The following is a 15,646-nucleotide window of genomic DNA, read 5'->3' on the forward strand; positions in this document are numbered from 1 at the left end:
TAACTTGAATTTGCAAGTCGCGAAGTGACATATCTTGCATTTTCCACGCTTTGGGAATCACATTTATTTATGGATTTTAGATGATTTCTTTATACGCGACAGAGTGGCGTTACTTTAATAGAAGGTAATCTGCCATACAAGCAACAATATATGAAAATTGTGTGAAAAATCCGTGTTTCCCAAGGTTTTTGTGGATACAAGGTCACCCTTAATTTAGCAATAAAATTAAAAATTAAGATGTTAAATTTATCACATTAATCATGATAAATATCACAGTTAGCATACACTTCCCAGCAAAAAACGGGTCTGAAAATCGCAAAAGCCCATCCGGAGATGGGCTAGGATTGCTGTAATTCTCAAAGGTTTAGTAAGTCCACCAGTTACCCGACATCACAATCATCGAGAACAGCTTGATGCTGTCTTCATAGTAATCTTCCGCTGCGCTGCCTGCCGTATGGCTCCAAAGTGAATTCAGCCAGCTCTGGTTAGCCGAAGAGGTCATGGCACTCACCCCGAACGGAGCATAAAAAGCACCGCTGTTGTAGCTTCCGAAGGTGGTCCCATTGAGCTTGTAGCCATCCTTAATATTGCCCGGCGTATTGCTGGCTTTAGTCTTGATCCAGCTGCTCAGCTGGTTAAGCTGGGATAAGGCCCGGTTGTCTCCTGAGATCAGGTAATCGGTTGTAATCCGCCATGGGGTACGGCAGGAATTATAATTATAGTGCCCGTCGTTGGCATCCTCAAGGAAATTGGCTGGCGCCGGTTTGTAGACCCCTCCGGAATAGACCACGAAGTCGGGCAGCAAACCGGTGGTAGCGCTATAGCCTGTATACAGGCTGTTGATGATCGTATAGGTTTTATCTGTAACATTTTTCCAGCGGGTATCCCCGGTTGCCGCTTGAAATGCCTTTAAATGACTCAGCATAAAGTCCGATGGCCGGGTAGCGGTATTGTAAGAGCCGCTGTTCGCCCAATCGCCGAGACGGATGGTCCACTGCGTCTGATTGATTTCATCGTCCATAATTGCATTAATAATATGATTGGCTGCCTGCAGATAGTTAACTGTGCCGCTGCTGCCCCACTGCTTGTCTGCGAGCAGGAGCGAGTAGGCGATATCCATATCACCGTCCGTAGCAGAATCTTCCCCCTCGATATTCTCAAAGCTGCTGTTCTGCTTCCACGACATCAGGTAAGGATTAAGAGAGCTGGGATGTGCAGTGTAATAATTATACAGTCCATCGAAATAAGTCTGTGCGTTGCTGTCATAACCACCCATAAGTACCGTGAACAGCATACCGTAGCCATGGGCTTCGGAAACGGTTTCGCCAGCCGAATTATATTTAACGTAATATTTGCCTGTGCCTGCCGGTTTCAGATAAGCCGCTTTCCAGGCATTCCATTTTGTTTTTACAGAGTTGTCCATACTTGTCTGTGTGACATGGTTAGGCTTGATTGTGCCGCTCGTATAAGTCGTATGCTGAGGGAAAGGTTTGTTTACAGCAGCAAATGCCGAACCAGCCGGTAGGAGAAGTAGCGCCAGACAGAGTAACAAGAAGCTTTTCCAGCCAAGTTTATGCTTGCCTCGACTTTTCATAAATGATTCACTCCTCAATAGTAGAATAAGAATCAATTGCGAAAATAAACCGGCGAAACCAGAACTCCCCCCTCTCAATTGGATCAATGAAACTTTCCGGCAGCAGAAATGAAAGTTAAAGCGTTTTAACTTTCATGACAAAAAAGATAATTCAGTTTCCTGAATTCGTCATGAAAGTAAGAACATCTTTAATATATAATCTCTGTTATTTTCTGTCAATCCGTATTGTGTCTTGCACACCGAATTGAAGGTAAAAAGCTGCCCCATCCGCAGATTGCCTGCAGGGGACAGCTTGTCTATCACATTCTATTAAAAAGCCTCTTCTACTCGATATCCTGCTGCATATGCTCTGCAATCAGCTGCTGCTTGCGGTCCCACACCTGCTCGCTGAGATTCACGCGGTACACCTCAGGATTAAGTATGCGCAGATACTCAGGCCAGAACAGGTCGAGCTGCTCCTGATGGTAGCGGCGGATCTCATCCAGCTCCGGTAATTTATAAACCTGGAAACCATTGACGTAGATTGGCTCCAGCATCGGCAGCGCCTCGTAACGTTCCACATGCTTCTTCATATAGGGGTGCAGCGGATTGAACAGCTTCAGCCGGGCACCACTGCGCGGGCCCGTTTCTTCAGGGAAGCTGATATAATCGGCCAGCGCCTTGCCATTGGTGCCGACAATCCGGAACACTTCCTTCTTCCCTGGCGTAGATACTTTCTCGGGGTTGGAGGAGATTTTGATCGTTGGTACCATTTCACCGGAAGGGGACTCCATCTCCACCAGCTTGTACACTCCGCCTAGGGAAGGCTGATCAGATGCCGTAATCAGCTGTGTTCCCACACCCCAGGTATCTATGGCAGCTCCCTGCGACTTCAAGTTCATGATCGTGTTCTCATCAAGATCATTGGAAGCGACGATCTTCACATACTGCAGTCCAGCTTCATCGAGCATCTTGCGTGCCTGGCGTGACAAATAGGCCAAGTCTCCGCTGTCGAGCCTGATGCCGTTCATGCGTTTACCCTCCGCCTCTAGCTTCTTCGCGGTGTTAATCGCATGCGGCACACCGCTGCGCAGCGTGTCAAATGTATCCACCAGCAGCGTAACGCCATCCGGCAGCACCTTGGCATAAGCATCAAACGCCTCCTGTTCGCTGGCGAAGCTCTGTACCCAGGAATGGGCATGTGTGCCCTTCGTGGGTATGCCGAACATTTTACCGGCCAGCATATTGGAGGTGGCATGGAAGCCGCCGATATAAGCCGCACGTGCTCCCCACACCGCCGCGTCGGCTTCCTGAGCACGCCGCGTGCCAAACTCCAGCAGAATATCATTCGGTGCCACCTGCTTGATACGGGAAGCTTTGGTGGCGATCAGCGTCTGATAGTTCATGAAGTTCAGGATGGCTGTCTCCACAAGCTGAGCCTCCATGATCGTTCCTTCCACTCGGATCAGCGGCTCATCGGGAAAGACAAGCGCTCCTTCCTTCATGGAATGGATACTGCCCTGGAAATGAAACTGCAGCAGCTCCTCCAGAAAAGCAGGTGCATAATTCTCTTCCTGCTCGGACAAGTAACGGATGTCTTCCTCAGTGAAACGCAGTTCACTGATGTACTGAGCGATCCGCTCCAGGCCTGCGAACACAGCAAAGCCGTTCCCGAAGGGAAGCTTGCGGAAATAGGCTTCGAATACGGCCTTGCGTTTGTGGCTCCCGTTGACCCAATGGGCGTACATCATATTAATCTGATATTTGTCCGTATGTAGAGCAAGCTCTCTCCTCATATCCTCATCTCCTAGTATCTTCACTGCTGCATCTGCAGGTCTATAGTTTTCTCTATTTTGCAGTAACCACTTTTGCTCCGAGGCTGCCCCGGAAATGACCCAGCGCCCAGACATGCCCATCGGCATTGAAGCTCGCTACAGCATCTTCGTGTATGATGATTTCAAAACCTTTGTTATATGCATCCACTGCAGTATGCAGCACACAAATATCTGTACATACCCCTATCAGATGCAGCTCGGCAATCCCGCGTTCACGCAGTTTCAGCTCCAATTCCGTGCCGCTAAAGGCGCTGTAACGGGTTTTGTCCATCCAATAGATGTCTTTCTGGTTCGCTTCATATACGTTATGCAGCTCCCCATACAGCTCACGCCCCCGGCTGCCGCGCAGATTATGCGGTGGAAACAGTCTGCTCTCCGGATGATAGGAATCATTGGCTTCATGTAAATCAACCGCCATCACCACGAAATCGCCACTCTTCACAAATTGCTCCGTCAACTGGTTCACTCTGGACGCAATGTCTATGCCGGGCTGTCCAACAGGCAGGCTGCCGTCAATAAAATCATTGGTGAAATCGATCACGATTAATGCCTTCATCTAGTGACCTCCTAAAAGTTTTGTGAGCATCTACTCCATTGAATAGCTTCGTACAAAACTGCTTCGAAAGCATACGCTAAGTTTTGTGAGCATCTACTCCATTGAATAGCTTCGTACAAAACTGCTTCGAAAGCATCCGCCTGGTTTTGTAAGTATCTGCTTTAAGTATAAATTGATAATAATGGCTCGTGGTCCGTAAACATATAGAGCTGGGCAGGGCGCTGGGAGTATTGGTTGGAGCTGAGCGGATTGCCTGCTTCATCGCTTACTTCCTTTAATATACCCTGCCTGCTGCGGGTTGACGTAATTTTGCGGATAAAGTTCGGTTCCTTAAATTCCGGCACTACGGTCTGAATGACCTGATACAACTCGCTCAGCGTAAAATGCCGCGGTAAAAACTGTCTGGCTATCGTCGTCTGCAGCATTTGCTGCTGAATCCGCAGATAGGCGTCGTTAATAATATCACGGTGGTCAAAAGCCAGCTCCAGCTCTTCGAGCGCTTCCTGCAGTGTAAACAGCCCTACCTCACCCGCGTCATCGGAGGCTTGTCTCTGCTCCAGCATCCACTCCTCCACCAGTGCGAAAAAGGCGTGGCTGATAATCCAGCCGCGCGGATCCCGGCCCGGTGTACTGTAGACACCAAGGTATTCCAAATGTCCGCCGTCCACACCGGTTTCTTCCTTCAGTTCACGTGTGGCTGCATCATATATAGATTCATCTTCCTGGCAGAAGCCACCCGGCAAGGCCCACATGCCCTCGCAAGGCCATTTCTTCCGACGGATCAGCATGACTTTCAGTTCGCGCAGCGGAAGTGTCTTCGTGACCGTCTTCCGTTCCCGCTTGGTCAAGGTAAACATGACAATATCGGCCGGAACTCCGTCCGGTGTACGGTACTTTTTGGCGTTATAGTTTTGTTCCGCGTTCTCGCTCACTCTAGATCATCCTTTGCTGCAGCTTTAATTTAACTGTTCGTATCTTTTAATGTACCAAACCTGAACTTCTAAAATCAATTAATTATGATGTCCTACCTGAACAAAGGGACGGATCTGCATCCGCCCCCAGAAACTTATTTAATCGCCGCATGTGGACGGAGGCGCTTCAGTGCCGGCTTCCACATTGATTTTTTCCGACACGGTGTCTCGGATTACAGAAATAACGAGCTGCAGCAGATAGTTAATATCGCTCTGGCTCTGCTGAAATTCGTTCACGACCGGTATGCCGTCAATTTCATCCTGCAGCACTTCAATTTCACGCTCAATCTTGGCCACCATCTCTTTATTCTTGAAGCTCTCAAAGGCCACAATCTCCTTCTGCTTCTTCTTGATCGTGGCGATCAGTCCCTGCACCCGCTCATGATTCAGAATCTTTTGCTCGGCCTGCTGGAAATGCTGCACCTCTTCGCTGGTCGAAATGAGTGAAGCGAGCTCCTTGGCTTTGCCCATAATATCCTCGCGCACGATCAGATCGCGGGTATTGTAGGTCGGCATGCCGTATTCGTTCAAACGCGGTTCTTCCTGGGTCACTGACATCGCTCCATTCCTCTATAATTAGAGGACAGCCGCGGCTTCCGCCACGCAATCCCCTTTAATGTACCATGTTTTCGTATCGGTAATTCTGACTTGCACCAAACTGCCGATGAGATCCTTCGAACCTTCAAAATGCACCAGTTTGTTGGCACTGGAACGGCCCGAAAGCACTTGAGCGTTATTCTTGCTCTCCCCTTCCACCAGCACCTCGACCAGTTCGCCCAGCATCCGGTCATTGCTGATCCGGCTCTGTTCTTTAATGAGGTCATTCAGCCGCTGCAGGCGCTCGCTCTTCACCTCAGCAGGTACATTGTCCTCCATCGCAGCTGCAGGCGTACCCTCGCGTGGTGAATAAATGAAGGTATAAGCCATATCATATCCTACTTCACGCACCAGCGACAGTGTTTCTTCGAACTGTTCCTCGGTTTCACCGGGGAACCCCACGATGATATCTGTCGTCAGCACGGCAGCCGGCACACTGGCCTTAATCTTGCGGACAAGCTCCAGGTAAGCCTCGCGTGTGTATTTGCGGCTCATTTTCTTCAGAACGGCAGTACTTCCGGACTGTACCGGCAGATGAATATGCTCTGCAAGATTGCCGCCTTTTCCCAGTACTTCAATCAATTTATCGTCAAAATCGCGGGGATGCGAAGTCATGAAGCGGATGCGTGGAATGTCGATCTTGCGCATATCGTCCATGAGGTCCCCGAATGTATAATCCAAATCCGTAAAATCCTTGCCGTATGCATTCACATTCTGCCCCAGCAAAGTCACTTCCTTAAAGCCCTGACGGGCCAGCTCCCGAACCTCGGCGATGACATCCTCCGGACGGCGGCTGCGCTCCTTGCCCCGGGTAAACGGTACGATGCAGTAGGTACAGAACTTATCACAGCCGTACATGATATTCACCCAGGCACGCATCCCCTCCCGCTTCTTCGGCAGGTTCTCGATAATGTCGCCTTCCTTGGACCAGACTTCAACTACAAGCTCCTTGCTATAAACCGCTTCCTTAACAAGCTGCGGCAGCCGGTGGATATTGTGCGTGCCAAAGATCATGTCAACGAAGCCGTATTTGGACATGATACGGTTAACCACGCCTTCCTCCTGTGACATGCAGCCACAGACTCCAAGCAGCAGACCCGGTTTCTCTAGCTTCAGCGTCTTGAGATGGCCCAGCTCCCCGAACACCTTGTCTTCGGCATTCTCGCGGATCGCACAAGTATTCAACAGAATAATATCTGCCTCATTGCGGTCTTCGGCGGCTAGATAACCCATTTGCTCCAGCATACCTTTCATCGTCTCCGTATCATGCTCGTTCATTTGGCAGCCGTAGGTGGCGATGAAATAATAATGCTGTTTGTGGCGGTTTATCTCCCGGAATTGCTCCATGGCCTGGTTAGTATCGGTATCTTCAAAGTCTATAACTTCTATTTCCTGCTTACCCCTGCGCTTACCCTCTTTATAGTCCGGGTTGGAATTGATCTGTACGGTACGTCCTTTAATTCTATACGTAGTTTTGCCTTCTTCTTCACTGATGACTTTGGCATCAGAAAAATCAAAATACTTCGAGTAATCTTTCGAACCACCCTTGCCGAATTTTAAGTCCGGTGAGTTATTCCCCATTGTCATTATTCCACGTCCTTTATATTGAAGCTTTGTAAAATAAACTCTAGAATTTTATTCTTGCTAATAAAAAATTATAGCATAAGGATAAAATGCAATCCAAGTTTTACAATTTTAAAAGACAATCTGGTAGAATAAATTAAATCCCCTGATACAATTAGAATTCTACATACTAATAAACCCTCCTACATAATAAGTAAGAAGGTTCGTCTAAAATTATTATTCCGTACATTTATTATCTGCTATTATCTGCGGATATACATCCGTAAATAGACCAAATCGAACTTGGAATCCTTGACGCAAATACAGTAAAACATCTTCATAGCTGCACATCATCTCCCCTGAAAAGTATTGCTTGTTCCAAGTTTAACAAAGCACCGCTACACATACGTTACACATTTCTACAAAAAACCACATATTACGATAAAATATTATATATTTTTCAGATATAATCATTCTATAACGCAACGTAGAGGGGTACAGCAATGGCTTATATTTCAAGGGATGACACCGACATCCATTATGAATACGAGACGGCAAAAAACACCAGTGACCGCACAGAAACCTTGGTACTTATCCATGGTCTGGGCTTTAATCTGAGTAGCTGGGACTTTATGGTTCCATATATGACTGACAACTACCATATTGTAAGATATGATCTCCGGGGACATGGATTGAGCGGAAGCTCTAAGACTACCCTTGATAAACTGGCCGCATTATTTGTCGAAAATTTGCGAATGCTGCTGGATGATCTCCAGATTCAATCCTTCCATATCATCGCCCATGGGGCAGGGAGCATTATTGCCCTTTATTTTGCCAAAGCGTATCCGGATCGAGTAAGAAGCACTGTTCTTTTGTCGCTTCCCTTGTTCAATTCGTCTGGGACAGCCAATAAATATAAGGATTACCGCAAAAAGCTGATGACTTATCAATCCATGCTGGCGCTTGCGGATCACGTGATTCCTAACGCCACCCTTTATCCGCGCCATAGCGCTGAAACGGAAGCGCTGTACAGCGCTTTTGCCAAAGTCACCTTTGACGTTTATCTGGAACTGCTGGATTTCTTTGCGTATGCACATAACGAGATTATGGATCTGTTCAAACAGCATACCCATCCGACATTAATGTTGACCGGGGAACAGGACCCGATGTATCCTCCCTATCTGTCCAGCCTGATTGCATCGGCCAATCCGAATTGCCGGTTTATGACCTTGTACAATGCATCCAACATGGTTTTTTATGATCAGCCGGAGGAAACCTTTAAACAGATTGAAGTCTTTCTGAAGAGTAAGTGGATGAACAGGGCTCCTTTGGACCCTTTGCTGTTAAATTTGCATTCCGAATTACTGGACATGGTTAACAATAATCCGGCCGATAACGCCCCATCCGTACAATTGAAGATCAATTTACTCAACAGATTTACGGTTGCCGTAGATGATATTCCGATTATTAGTGGCTGGGGAAGGAGAAGCGCCAAGGATTTGCTGATTTATTTGCTGCTGAATCCCGTCGTCACCAGAGACCGGCTCTGTGAAGAATTATGGCGGGATATGGATCTTGTCAAAGCCAGAGGTCAGCTTCGGGTATGCCTTACCCATCTGAAGCAGCTGCTGAACAATGAAGCCACGAAGCTGATCTACAGCGATAAACAGCAAATTGCTCTGCAGACTGCCGTAGACTCCGATGTGCTGACTCTGCTGGCGGAGATTAACCGGGCTAATGAGGAAACTAATCCTGAACTGAAGGAGCCACTGATTCATTCTGTTTTTGCGCAGATCCAGCCTGACCTATTCAGAAATCTAAACCAGGAATGGAACCTGCACCTGAGAGTTAAGATAGAGATTCAACTGGTTACACTTGCCCATCAGCAATCAGATTATCTCGCGTCTCAAGGCAAGTTCACTGCGGCTATAGCGTTTTTAAAATATGTACTTTTATTTAATGCGGAAGAGTTCGATGCCTACGAGCGAATCGCTAACCTGTATGAACAAAACCATCAAAAGCATGAAGCGAAGAAATGGCGGCTCAAGGCGGAACAGCTGCAGCACACCAAAAGTATGTAAATTGTTAAATCATCATTGCTTCGTTAAATAGACACAGGCATTATTGCCTCCGTACCCATGGCTTGTAATCAGTACTTCGGATGTGGCTTTCTGGAGAGTCTTTGTGATTAATGGAAGATGCTCATAGCCATGTTGATCTGTCCGGATGGTTCCGGGAATAAAATGATGCTGAAAGCCGAGCAAGGAGGCAATAATCTGCGCCAGGCCGCTGACACTGAACGGATGGCCGATCAGCCCTTTGATCGAGGTCAGCGGTACTTCATGCTGAAAGATATCCCTGGAGACTATATCCTCGATTCTGTCATTAGCGTCGTAGCCCAAGGCCTGGCTGTTAAAATAGTCAGGTCTTTTGTTGCCCAGCACATCATTTACCGCCTGCTTCATATTCCTTCCGGTTTTGTCCTGGCCATTCACCGATTCAGCGTCATTATTCGTAGACACGGCATCTATATACCCATAAATAGTTGCATTGCGGCTAAGCGCATGTTCCTCGGTTTCCAGAATCAGGCTGGCTGCCCCCTCCGACAATATGAAGCCTTTGCTTTTTTTGTTGAACGGCGAGCCGGAGTTCCAGATTTCCTGATTGAATGGCAGCGCTCTTATTTTTCCGAACCCGTACACTGTCACTTTATTGTTGCTGCTATCCGCTGCCCCTACAATTGCCGTGTTTATCTTTCCACTTTGCAGATACAGCATGGCGTCCTCCAGCGCTTCAAGTCCGGCAGTGCAGCCGGTCGTTACCGTCTTCGAGATTCCTGTCAGATGAAAAAAGCTGGAGATGGAGGAAGCCAGACTGTGATAATGCACCAACCCGCAGCAGTAAACAGGCATTTCTCTGAACTTGCCGGCAGATGCGTAATGGACCATATCCTCCAGCGGAGTTGTACCGCCCATGGTGGTCCCAAAGAACACCCCCGTCTTATTACCAGGGTCCGTCAAATCTAGTCCAGCCATCACTAGTGCTTCGGCGCTTGTACTAATGGCCAGCTTGGAGATTCTCGGCAGAACCCGGTACTGCTTATCCTCCAGCGTCCCCAAATCCCCAAGAACTTCACCAACCCATAAAGGCTCCTGATTCGGTGTAATATCATTTCTGGCTGTGAAATCATACTCGCCGCTGATCAGATGCTCCAACAAATCGTTGTTGTTCTCTCCATTAGGAACCTTCACGCCAAAACCGGTAATTGCTATTCGCTTATTCATCGTTCTCCACCCTTTTCCTGATAATTAATAAAAAGAAAACACAAAGAGGACTTCTCCCACTTGCGCGTTTTGGATGCTCCATCCAAAACTCTCCCATGCGGTTGAAGCCCTCTCTCTCATGATTGCCTTCCTCCTAAAGTTAGCCGGCTTCCGTTCAGTTCAGTGTCTTTGTAGACTCGAACGTAAACGGAATGATCTCGTCCATTCTGCCGCTTTGCACTTTGGCCGGCCACTGCGGATCACTGAGCAGCGCTCTGCCGACCGCCACCAGATCAAATTCCGCTTGTTGCAGCTTCTCCAGCAGGCGTTCGATGTTATCTTCCTCATTTTCCTCCTTCACCGTACTGGTGAACTCGCTGTTGAGACCTACAGAACCTACCGTGATGGTTGGTTTGCCGGTAATTTTCTTCGTCCAGCCGGCCAGATTCAGCTCGGAGCCTTCGAACTCCGGCAGCCAGAAGCGGCGTGTGGAGCAGTGGAAGATATCGACTCCGGCATTGCTGAGCGGTGTCAGGAAACGGGACAGCTCTTCCGGTGTTTGGGCAAGCTTGGCAGAGTAATCTCCGCTCTTCCATTGCGAGAAGCGCAGCACAATCGGGAAATCCGGTCCAACTGCACGGCGGCAGGCATCAATAACCTCGACCGCAAAGGTAGTCCGCGCTTCAAGATCACCGCCATATTGATCGGTGCGCTGATTGGTCTTCTCCCAGAAGAACTGGTCGATCAGATAACCATGTGCCCCATGCAGCTCAATGCCGTCAAAACCAATCCGCTTGGCGTCTACGGCCGCCTGGGCAAAAGCAGCGATGATACCGTCGATCTCCTGCTGCGTCATCGGCTCTGTAATCTGCTGGCCGGCCAAATTCAGCCCGGATGGACCAATTGGCAGCGCTTCAGCATTCGGCAGCTCGCCAATGTTGCGGGCCATGCCGACATGCCAGAGCTGCGGAATGATTTTGCCGCCGGCGGCGTGAACTTCCTCCACAACCTTAGCCCAGCCGGCCAAAGCAGCCTCCCCGTGAATATTCGGAATATTCGGATGGCTGACGGCTGACGGATGGTTGATCGCTGTGCCTTCGGTTACAATCAGGCCCACTCCACCCTCTGTACGTTTGCGGTAATACTCGGCAACTGCTTCGGTTGCTACCCCGTTCGGTGAATATGCCCGGGTCATTGGCGCCATTACGATCCGGTTTTGAAGGGAAAGCGTTCCAACCTGAAAAGGTGTAAACAATTTATCGGTATTCATATACTACCTCCATTTAATAATATAATTACTTTAAGTAAGGATATTATGACGCTAGTTGAAGGCAATTGCAAATCCTGGCAGCAGATCTTCAGGACAGCCGCTGCTGCGCAAAAAACCGGACAAAGGCAGATAATCTGCCCATGTCCGGTTGCCCTTCGCTATGAAGTGTATTTTATAACTCCAGGATGCCGGCTTTCGGTGTAACATGGAAAGCCGCCGCCAGATCCGCCAGCTGGCGGTCGGTAATTTTCTGTTTGATTTCTCTGCCAGCGATCAGGTTATAGACAATCGCCGCTTTCTCAATCGTTTCCACCAGACCAAAGGTAGCATCCATCGTGCCGCCGGTCACAAAAATGCCATGCTGCGGCCAGATAACTACCCGGTATTCCTTCATTTTATCAGCTGTTGCGCGGCCGATTTCACTGCTGCCGGGAACGATCCAAGGAATAACACCCACGCCGTCCGGGAAAACCACCAGACATTCGGTGCACATTTCCCATAAGGTTTTGGTGAATTTCAGCTCATCCAGATCATGCGTGAAGGTCATGGCAATGACATTGGTAGCGTGGGTATGCAGTACGATCCGGTGGTTGGGGTCCACCTTCAGGCGCTCAATATGGCTCATGAAATGGGAAGCCAGCTCGCTCGTTGGCACGGCGTTGTTGCGCAGACCCCAGAGCACTTCTACACTCTCGCCGCTGTCCGTGACACGCAGCACCCCGAGATTGGCTTCCGGGTCTTTGATTACATTCCTGAAATATTTGCCGGAGCCGGTGACGATGAAATATTTGCCGGCCAGCTCAGCGACCGGGAAGGTCAGGTTAATCGTCCGCAGCGGCTCCCGTACGTTAATGTATTTAGCTACCTCATCCTCTTCCAGCAAATAGCTGACGTTGCCGCCGTTCAGCTCATCCCAGCCGAGCGACCACATGTGATGGGTAATCTCCGACATTTCCTGAATAAATGGCGCCTCGATGCCGGCAATGTATCCTTTGGACTTCATTACGGATGTACTCATATGTCTTCTCTCCTTTATATACACTGCTTAATTAGTCACGTCTTGGTTAGCCGTTGCCTATCTTGCCGCCAGCACTTCCTGCTCGTAGCTCTTGACCTCAGCCAGCCATTGTTCACGGACCGGTGTATTCTTCGAAGCGCAGTAATAATCCCACACCGCGCCAAATGGATAAGACTTAAATTCTTCGACAAGTGCGAGCCGGGAAGTGTAATCACCGGCCAGTTCAACAGCCTTAAGCTCCGCTACTGGTTCCAGCATCGCACGCAGTAAGGCTTTGAGCGTGTTGCGTGTGCCGATAACCCATGCCGCAATATGATTGATACTGCCGTCGAAGAAGTCCAGACCAATATTCGTGCGCGGCAGCAAATCTCCGCGGACCAGCTCCCGGGCAATCTCCAGCAGTTCATCATCCATGGTCACCACATGGTCACTGTCCCAGCGGACCGGTCTGCTGACATGCAGCAGCAGCTGCTCGCTGAACATCAGAATGGAGGACAGCTTATTCGAAATCACTTCAGTCGGATGGAAGTGACCGGCATCGAGGCAAATCGCTTTGCCCCGGGTCAGCCCGTAGCCCATATAAAATTCATGCGATCCGACCACATAGCTCTCCGAGCCGATGCCGAACAGCTTGCTCTCCACGGCATCAATATTATATTGTGGATCAATCTCTTCGCTGAACACTTCATCCAGCGATTCTTTCAGCCGTATCCGCGGCGCCAGCCGGTCCACCGGGCTATCCTTATAACCGTCAGGCACCCAAAAGTTGGTGACGCAGGGTTGTCCAAGCTCACGCCCGAAATGCTCGGCGATCCGCCGGGAAGCCTTGCAATGCTTAATCCAGAAGCTGCGGATGGCTTCGTCTGCATGGCTCAAAGTGAACCCGTCTGCCGCATTCGGATGGGAGAAGCAGGTCGGATTAAAATCAAGTCCAAGCCCCTGCTCCTTGGCCCAGTCTACCCACGATGCAAAGTGGCGCGGTTCCAGCTCGTCCAGATCCACCTTTTCATCTGTGTCGGCATAAATCGCATGCAGGTTGACCTTATGCTTGCCCGGAATCAGCGATAAGGCCTTCTCCAAATCCTGACGCAGCTCCTCTGGTGTGCCGGCGCGGCCGGGATAACTTCCGGTTACGGCAATCCCGCCGCTAAGCTCCTTATCCTTAAACAGAAAACCTCTAACGTCATCTCCCTGCCAGCAGTGCAGTGAAATCTTGATCTGTGCCAGCTTCTCCAGTACTTCATCCACATTAATGCCATGAGCGGCGTACAGTATCTTGGCTTCGTTAAAGCTGTTCATGATGCTCTGATCCATGGTGCATCCTCCTAAAAGTTTTGTGAGCATCTGCTCCATCGGTTTACTTCGGGCAAAACTCGCTTCGAAAGCATAGGCTTAGTTTTGTGAGCGATGCTTCCGGGAATACTCTTCGAGCAAACTTGCTCCGGAAGCATACGATTTAGTTTTGTGAGCATCTGCTCCATCGGTTTACTTCGGGCAAAACCCGCTTCGAAAGCGGAGCTTATGCGCTTTCACCTGCAGCCGTTTCCGCTGCATTCAGCTCCTCCCAGCGGACCAGCAGCCCGCCAAGCTGCGGCATAGGCCGGGGTAGATAGGATTTGATCTCAAACGATTGCCCGATCAGTGCTCTGGCCTCGTGGATGTCCGAGACCTTGCCCGACTGGATCAGCTGTACCGCAATATTTCCCAGTGCGGTAGCTTCAGCGGGTCCTGCAAGGACCTCCTTGCCGATTACGTCTGCGGTCAGCTGGCACAGCAGCTCGTTGTTTGCTCCACCGCCGACGATTTGCAGCACTTCGATGGCTGTGCCAGTAAGCGCTTCGAGCTCTTTCAAATAGCTGCGATAGGACAACGCCAGACTGTCAAAGATGCAGCGTGCCAGTTCACCCGGCGACTGCGGAACAGGCTGGCCGCTCTCGGCACAGAATAGGCGGATTTCTTCTATCATATCGTCCGGATTCAAAAAACGCGGATCATTGCAGCCAATCAGGCTGCGGAAGCCTTCAGCGGCAGCGGCCTGTTCAGCCAGCTCAGCGAAGCTGTAGCGGTTGCCGTCCAGCCTGCGCACCTCCTGGATCAGCCACAGTCCCATAATGTTTTTGAGGAACCGGTAGGTGCCATAAGCACCCCATTCATTGGTATAGTTGGCTTCTCTTGCACTCCGGTTATTAATCGGCTGATCCAGTTGAGCGCCAAGCAGCGACCAGGTGCCGCTGCTGATATATGCTGACGATCGCCCGCTTTGCGCCGGTATGCCAAGGACGGCGGAAGCCGTATCATGGGTTGCCACGCAAATGAGCCGGCATTCCGGCAGATCATACTGCTGCATCAGTGAATCACTGATGCTGCCTAGATCTTCACCGGGCTCGGTCAGCCCGGCGAACTGCTCTCGCTCAAGCTGAAGCAATGCAAGCAGCTCAGGATCGAAATCACGGCTTGCGAGATTGAGCAGTTGTGTGGTCGAAGCATTGGTGACCTCGTTGATCTTCCGGCCGCACAATCTATAGTAGAGATAATCGGGCACCAGCAAAATCTGATCCGCCTTAGCCAGCTCCTCACGGTCATGGACATACAGCTGATATAACGTATTAAATGTTAACTGCTGAATCCCCGTCTTGGCATAAACAGCTTCCGGAGAAATGAGCTTCGCCACCTCTTCCATGACCCCATCCGTCCTGCGGTCCCGGTAAGCATATACCTCCTGGATTCGGTTTCCCTCAGCATCCAGCAGGACGTAATCTACAGCCCAAGTGTCAATCCCTAGGGTGCATTTCGTCACGCCTCCGGCTTTTGCTTTTTGCAGCCCGATAAGGATCTGCTCCAGTAAGTAATCCACATCCCAGAAGCAGGAATCGTCGCGCTCGGTGAATCCATTGCTGAAACGGTGGATCTCCTCCAGGGTGAGACTCCCGTCCACGATGGTTCCGAGCACTAGCCGCCCGCTGGAGGCGCCGATATCGACGGCGATATGATTGTTCATAG

12 protein-coding genes are annotated in these 15,646 nt (G+C 49.8%); 1 reads left to right on the forward strand and 11 read right to left on the reverse strand.

Annotated features, from left to right (window positions below):
• Positions 1 to 364 precede the first annotated feature (364 nt).
• From NST99_RS19325 to miaB, 6 genes are all read right to left on the reverse strand, one after another.
• The gene (locus NST99_RS19325) at positions 365 to 1,594 is read right to left on the reverse strand and encodes a glycosyl hydrolase family 8 (protein ID WP_341093869.1); all 1,230 of its coding nucleotides are present in this window, start codon (positions 1,592 to 1,594) and stop codon (positions 365 to 367) included.
• A 323-nt stretch (positions 1,595 to 1,917) separates the two neighbouring features.
• Positions 1,918 to 3,369 carry a nicotinate phosphoribosyltransferase gene (locus tag NST99_RS19330; protein WP_341093870.1) on the reverse strand — a complete coding sequence of 484 codons (1,452 nt, stop codon included), beginning with the start codon at positions 3,367 to 3,369 and terminating at the stop codon, positions 1,918 to 1,920.
• Between the two features lie 52 nt (positions 3,370 to 3,421).
• Positions 3,422 to 3,964: a cysteine hydrolase family protein gene (locus NST99_RS19335; protein WP_341093871.1), complete on the reverse strand. Its 543-nt coding sequence runs from the start codon at positions 3,962 to 3,964 to the stop codon at positions 3,422 to 3,424.
• Between the two features lie 161 nt (positions 3,965 to 4,125).
• A complete protein-coding gene (locus NST99_RS19340) occupies positions 4,126 to 4,896 on the reverse strand; it encodes an NUDIX domain-containing protein (RefSeq protein ID WP_038593164.1) in 771 nt (256 codons plus the stop codon).
• Between the two features lie 138 nt (positions 4,897 to 5,034).
• Positions 5,035 to 5,493, reverse strand: coding sequence for a RicAFT regulatory complex protein RicA family protein (locus tag NST99_RS19345; protein WP_341093872.1), 459 nt, complete (start codon positions 5,491 to 5,493; stop codon positions 5,035 to 5,037).
• 18 nt (positions 5,494 to 5,511) lie between these two features.
• On the reverse strand, positions 5,512 to 7,119 hold the full coding sequence (gene miaB / locus NST99_RS19350; protein ID WP_341093873.1) for a tRNA (N6-isopentenyl adenosine(37)-C2)-methylthiotransferase MiaB: 1,608 nt from the start codon (positions 7,117 to 7,119) through the stop codon (positions 5,512 to 5,514).
• A 479-nt stretch (positions 7,120 to 7,598) separates the two neighbouring features.
• Here miaB and NST99_RS19355 point away from each other — a divergent pair, with 479 nt between their 5' ends.
• Positions 7,599 to 9,176, forward strand: a complete 1,578-nt coding sequence (locus tag NST99_RS19355; protein ID WP_341093874.1) for an alpha/beta fold hydrolase — start codon at positions 7,599 to 7,601, stop codon at positions 9,174 to 9,176.
• Positions 9,177 to 9,188: 12 nt separating this feature from the next.
• Here the strand turns inward: NST99_RS19355 and NST99_RS19360 are convergent, their stop codons facing one another.
• From NST99_RS19360 to rhaB, 5 genes are all read right to left on the reverse strand, one after another.
• Positions 9,189 to 10,379 (reverse strand): beta-ketoacyl-[acyl-carrier-protein] synthase family protein, encoded by a 1,191-nt coding sequence (locus tag NST99_RS19360; protein WP_341093875.1) that lies wholly within the window; start codon positions 10,377 to 10,379, stop codon positions 9,189 to 9,191.
• A gap of 154 nt (positions 10,380 to 10,533) precedes the next feature.
• Positions 10,534 to 11,628 (reverse strand): NADH:flavin oxidoreductase, encoded by a 1,095-nt coding sequence (locus NST99_RS19365; RefSeq protein ID WP_341093876.1) that lies wholly within the window; start codon positions 11,626 to 11,628, stop codon positions 10,534 to 10,536.
• Positions 11,629 to 11,800: 172 nt separating this feature from the next.
• The gene (gene rhaD / locus NST99_RS19370; RefSeq protein ID WP_341093877.1) at positions 11,801 to 12,646 is read right to left on the reverse strand and encodes a rhamnulose-1-phosphate aldolase; all 846 of its coding nucleotides are present in this window, start codon (positions 12,644 to 12,646) and stop codon (positions 11,801 to 11,803) included.
• Between the two features lie 57 nt (positions 12,647 to 12,703).
• Positions 12,704 to 13,960: an L-rhamnose isomerase gene (gene rhaA, locus NST99_RS19375; protein ID WP_341093879.1), complete on the reverse strand. Its 1,257-nt coding sequence runs from the start codon at positions 13,958 to 13,960 to the stop codon at positions 12,704 to 12,706.
• 205 nt (positions 13,961 to 14,165) lie between these two features.
• Positions 14,166 to 15,644, reverse strand: coding sequence for a rhamnulokinase (gene rhaB, locus NST99_RS19380; RefSeq protein ID WP_341093880.1), 1,479 nt, complete (start codon positions 15,642 to 15,644; stop codon positions 14,166 to 14,168).
• Positions 15,645 to 15,646 lie beyond the last annotated feature (2 nt).

This window comes from Paenibacillus sp. FSL L8-0470 (assembly GCF_038008625.1).
In the GTDB taxonomy this organism is placed as follows: Bacteria; Bacillota; Bacilli; order Paenibacillales; family Paenibacillaceae; genus Paenibacillus_AQ.

What these genes read in the sequence shown, in the direction of transcription:
- NST99_RS19330 (WP_341093870.1), bottom strand. Translation starts at nt 3,369, where the DNA reads ATGAGGAGAGAGCTTGCTCTACATACGGACAAATATCAGATTAATATG.
- NST99_RS19355 (WP_341093874.1), top strand. Translation starts at nt 7,599, where the DNA reads ATGGCTTATATTTCAAGGGATGACACCGACATCCATTATGAATACGAG.
- rhaB (WP_341093880.1), bottom strand. Translation starts at nt 15,644, where the DNA reads ATGAACAATCATATCGCCGTCGATATCGGCGCCTCCAGCGGGCGGCTA.
- NST99_RS19345 (WP_341093872.1), bottom strand. Translation starts at nt 5,493, where the DNA reads ATGTCAGTGACCCAGGAAGAACCGCGTTTGAACGAATACGGCATGCCG.
- rhaD (WP_341093877.1), bottom strand. Translation starts at nt 12,646, where the DNA reads ATGAGTACATCCGTAATGAAGTCCAAAGGATACATTGCCGGCATCGAG.
- NST99_RS19325 (WP_341093869.1), bottom strand. Translation starts at nt 1,594, where the DNA reads ATGAAAAGTCGAGGCAAGCATAAACTTGGCTGGAAAAGCTTCTTGTTA.
- miaB (WP_341093873.1), bottom strand. Translation starts at nt 7,119, where the DNA reads ATGACAATGGGGAATAACTCACCGGACTTAAAATTCGGCAAGGGTGGT.
- NST99_RS19335 (WP_341093871.1), bottom strand. Translation starts at nt 3,964, where the DNA reads ATGAAGGCATTAATCGTGATCGATTTCACCAATGATTTTATTGACGGC.
- NST99_RS19365 (WP_341093876.1), bottom strand. Translation starts at nt 11,628, where the DNA reads ATGAATACCGATAAATTGTTTACACCTTTTCAGGTTGGAACGCTTTCC.
- NST99_RS19360 (WP_341093875.1), bottom strand. Translation starts at nt 10,379, where the DNA reads ATGAATAAGCGAATAGCAATTACCGGTTTTGGCGTGAAGGTTCCTAAT.
- rhaA (WP_341093879.1), bottom strand. Translation starts at nt 13,960, where the DNA reads ATGGATCAGAGCATCATGAACAGCTTTAACGAAGCCAAGATACTGTAC.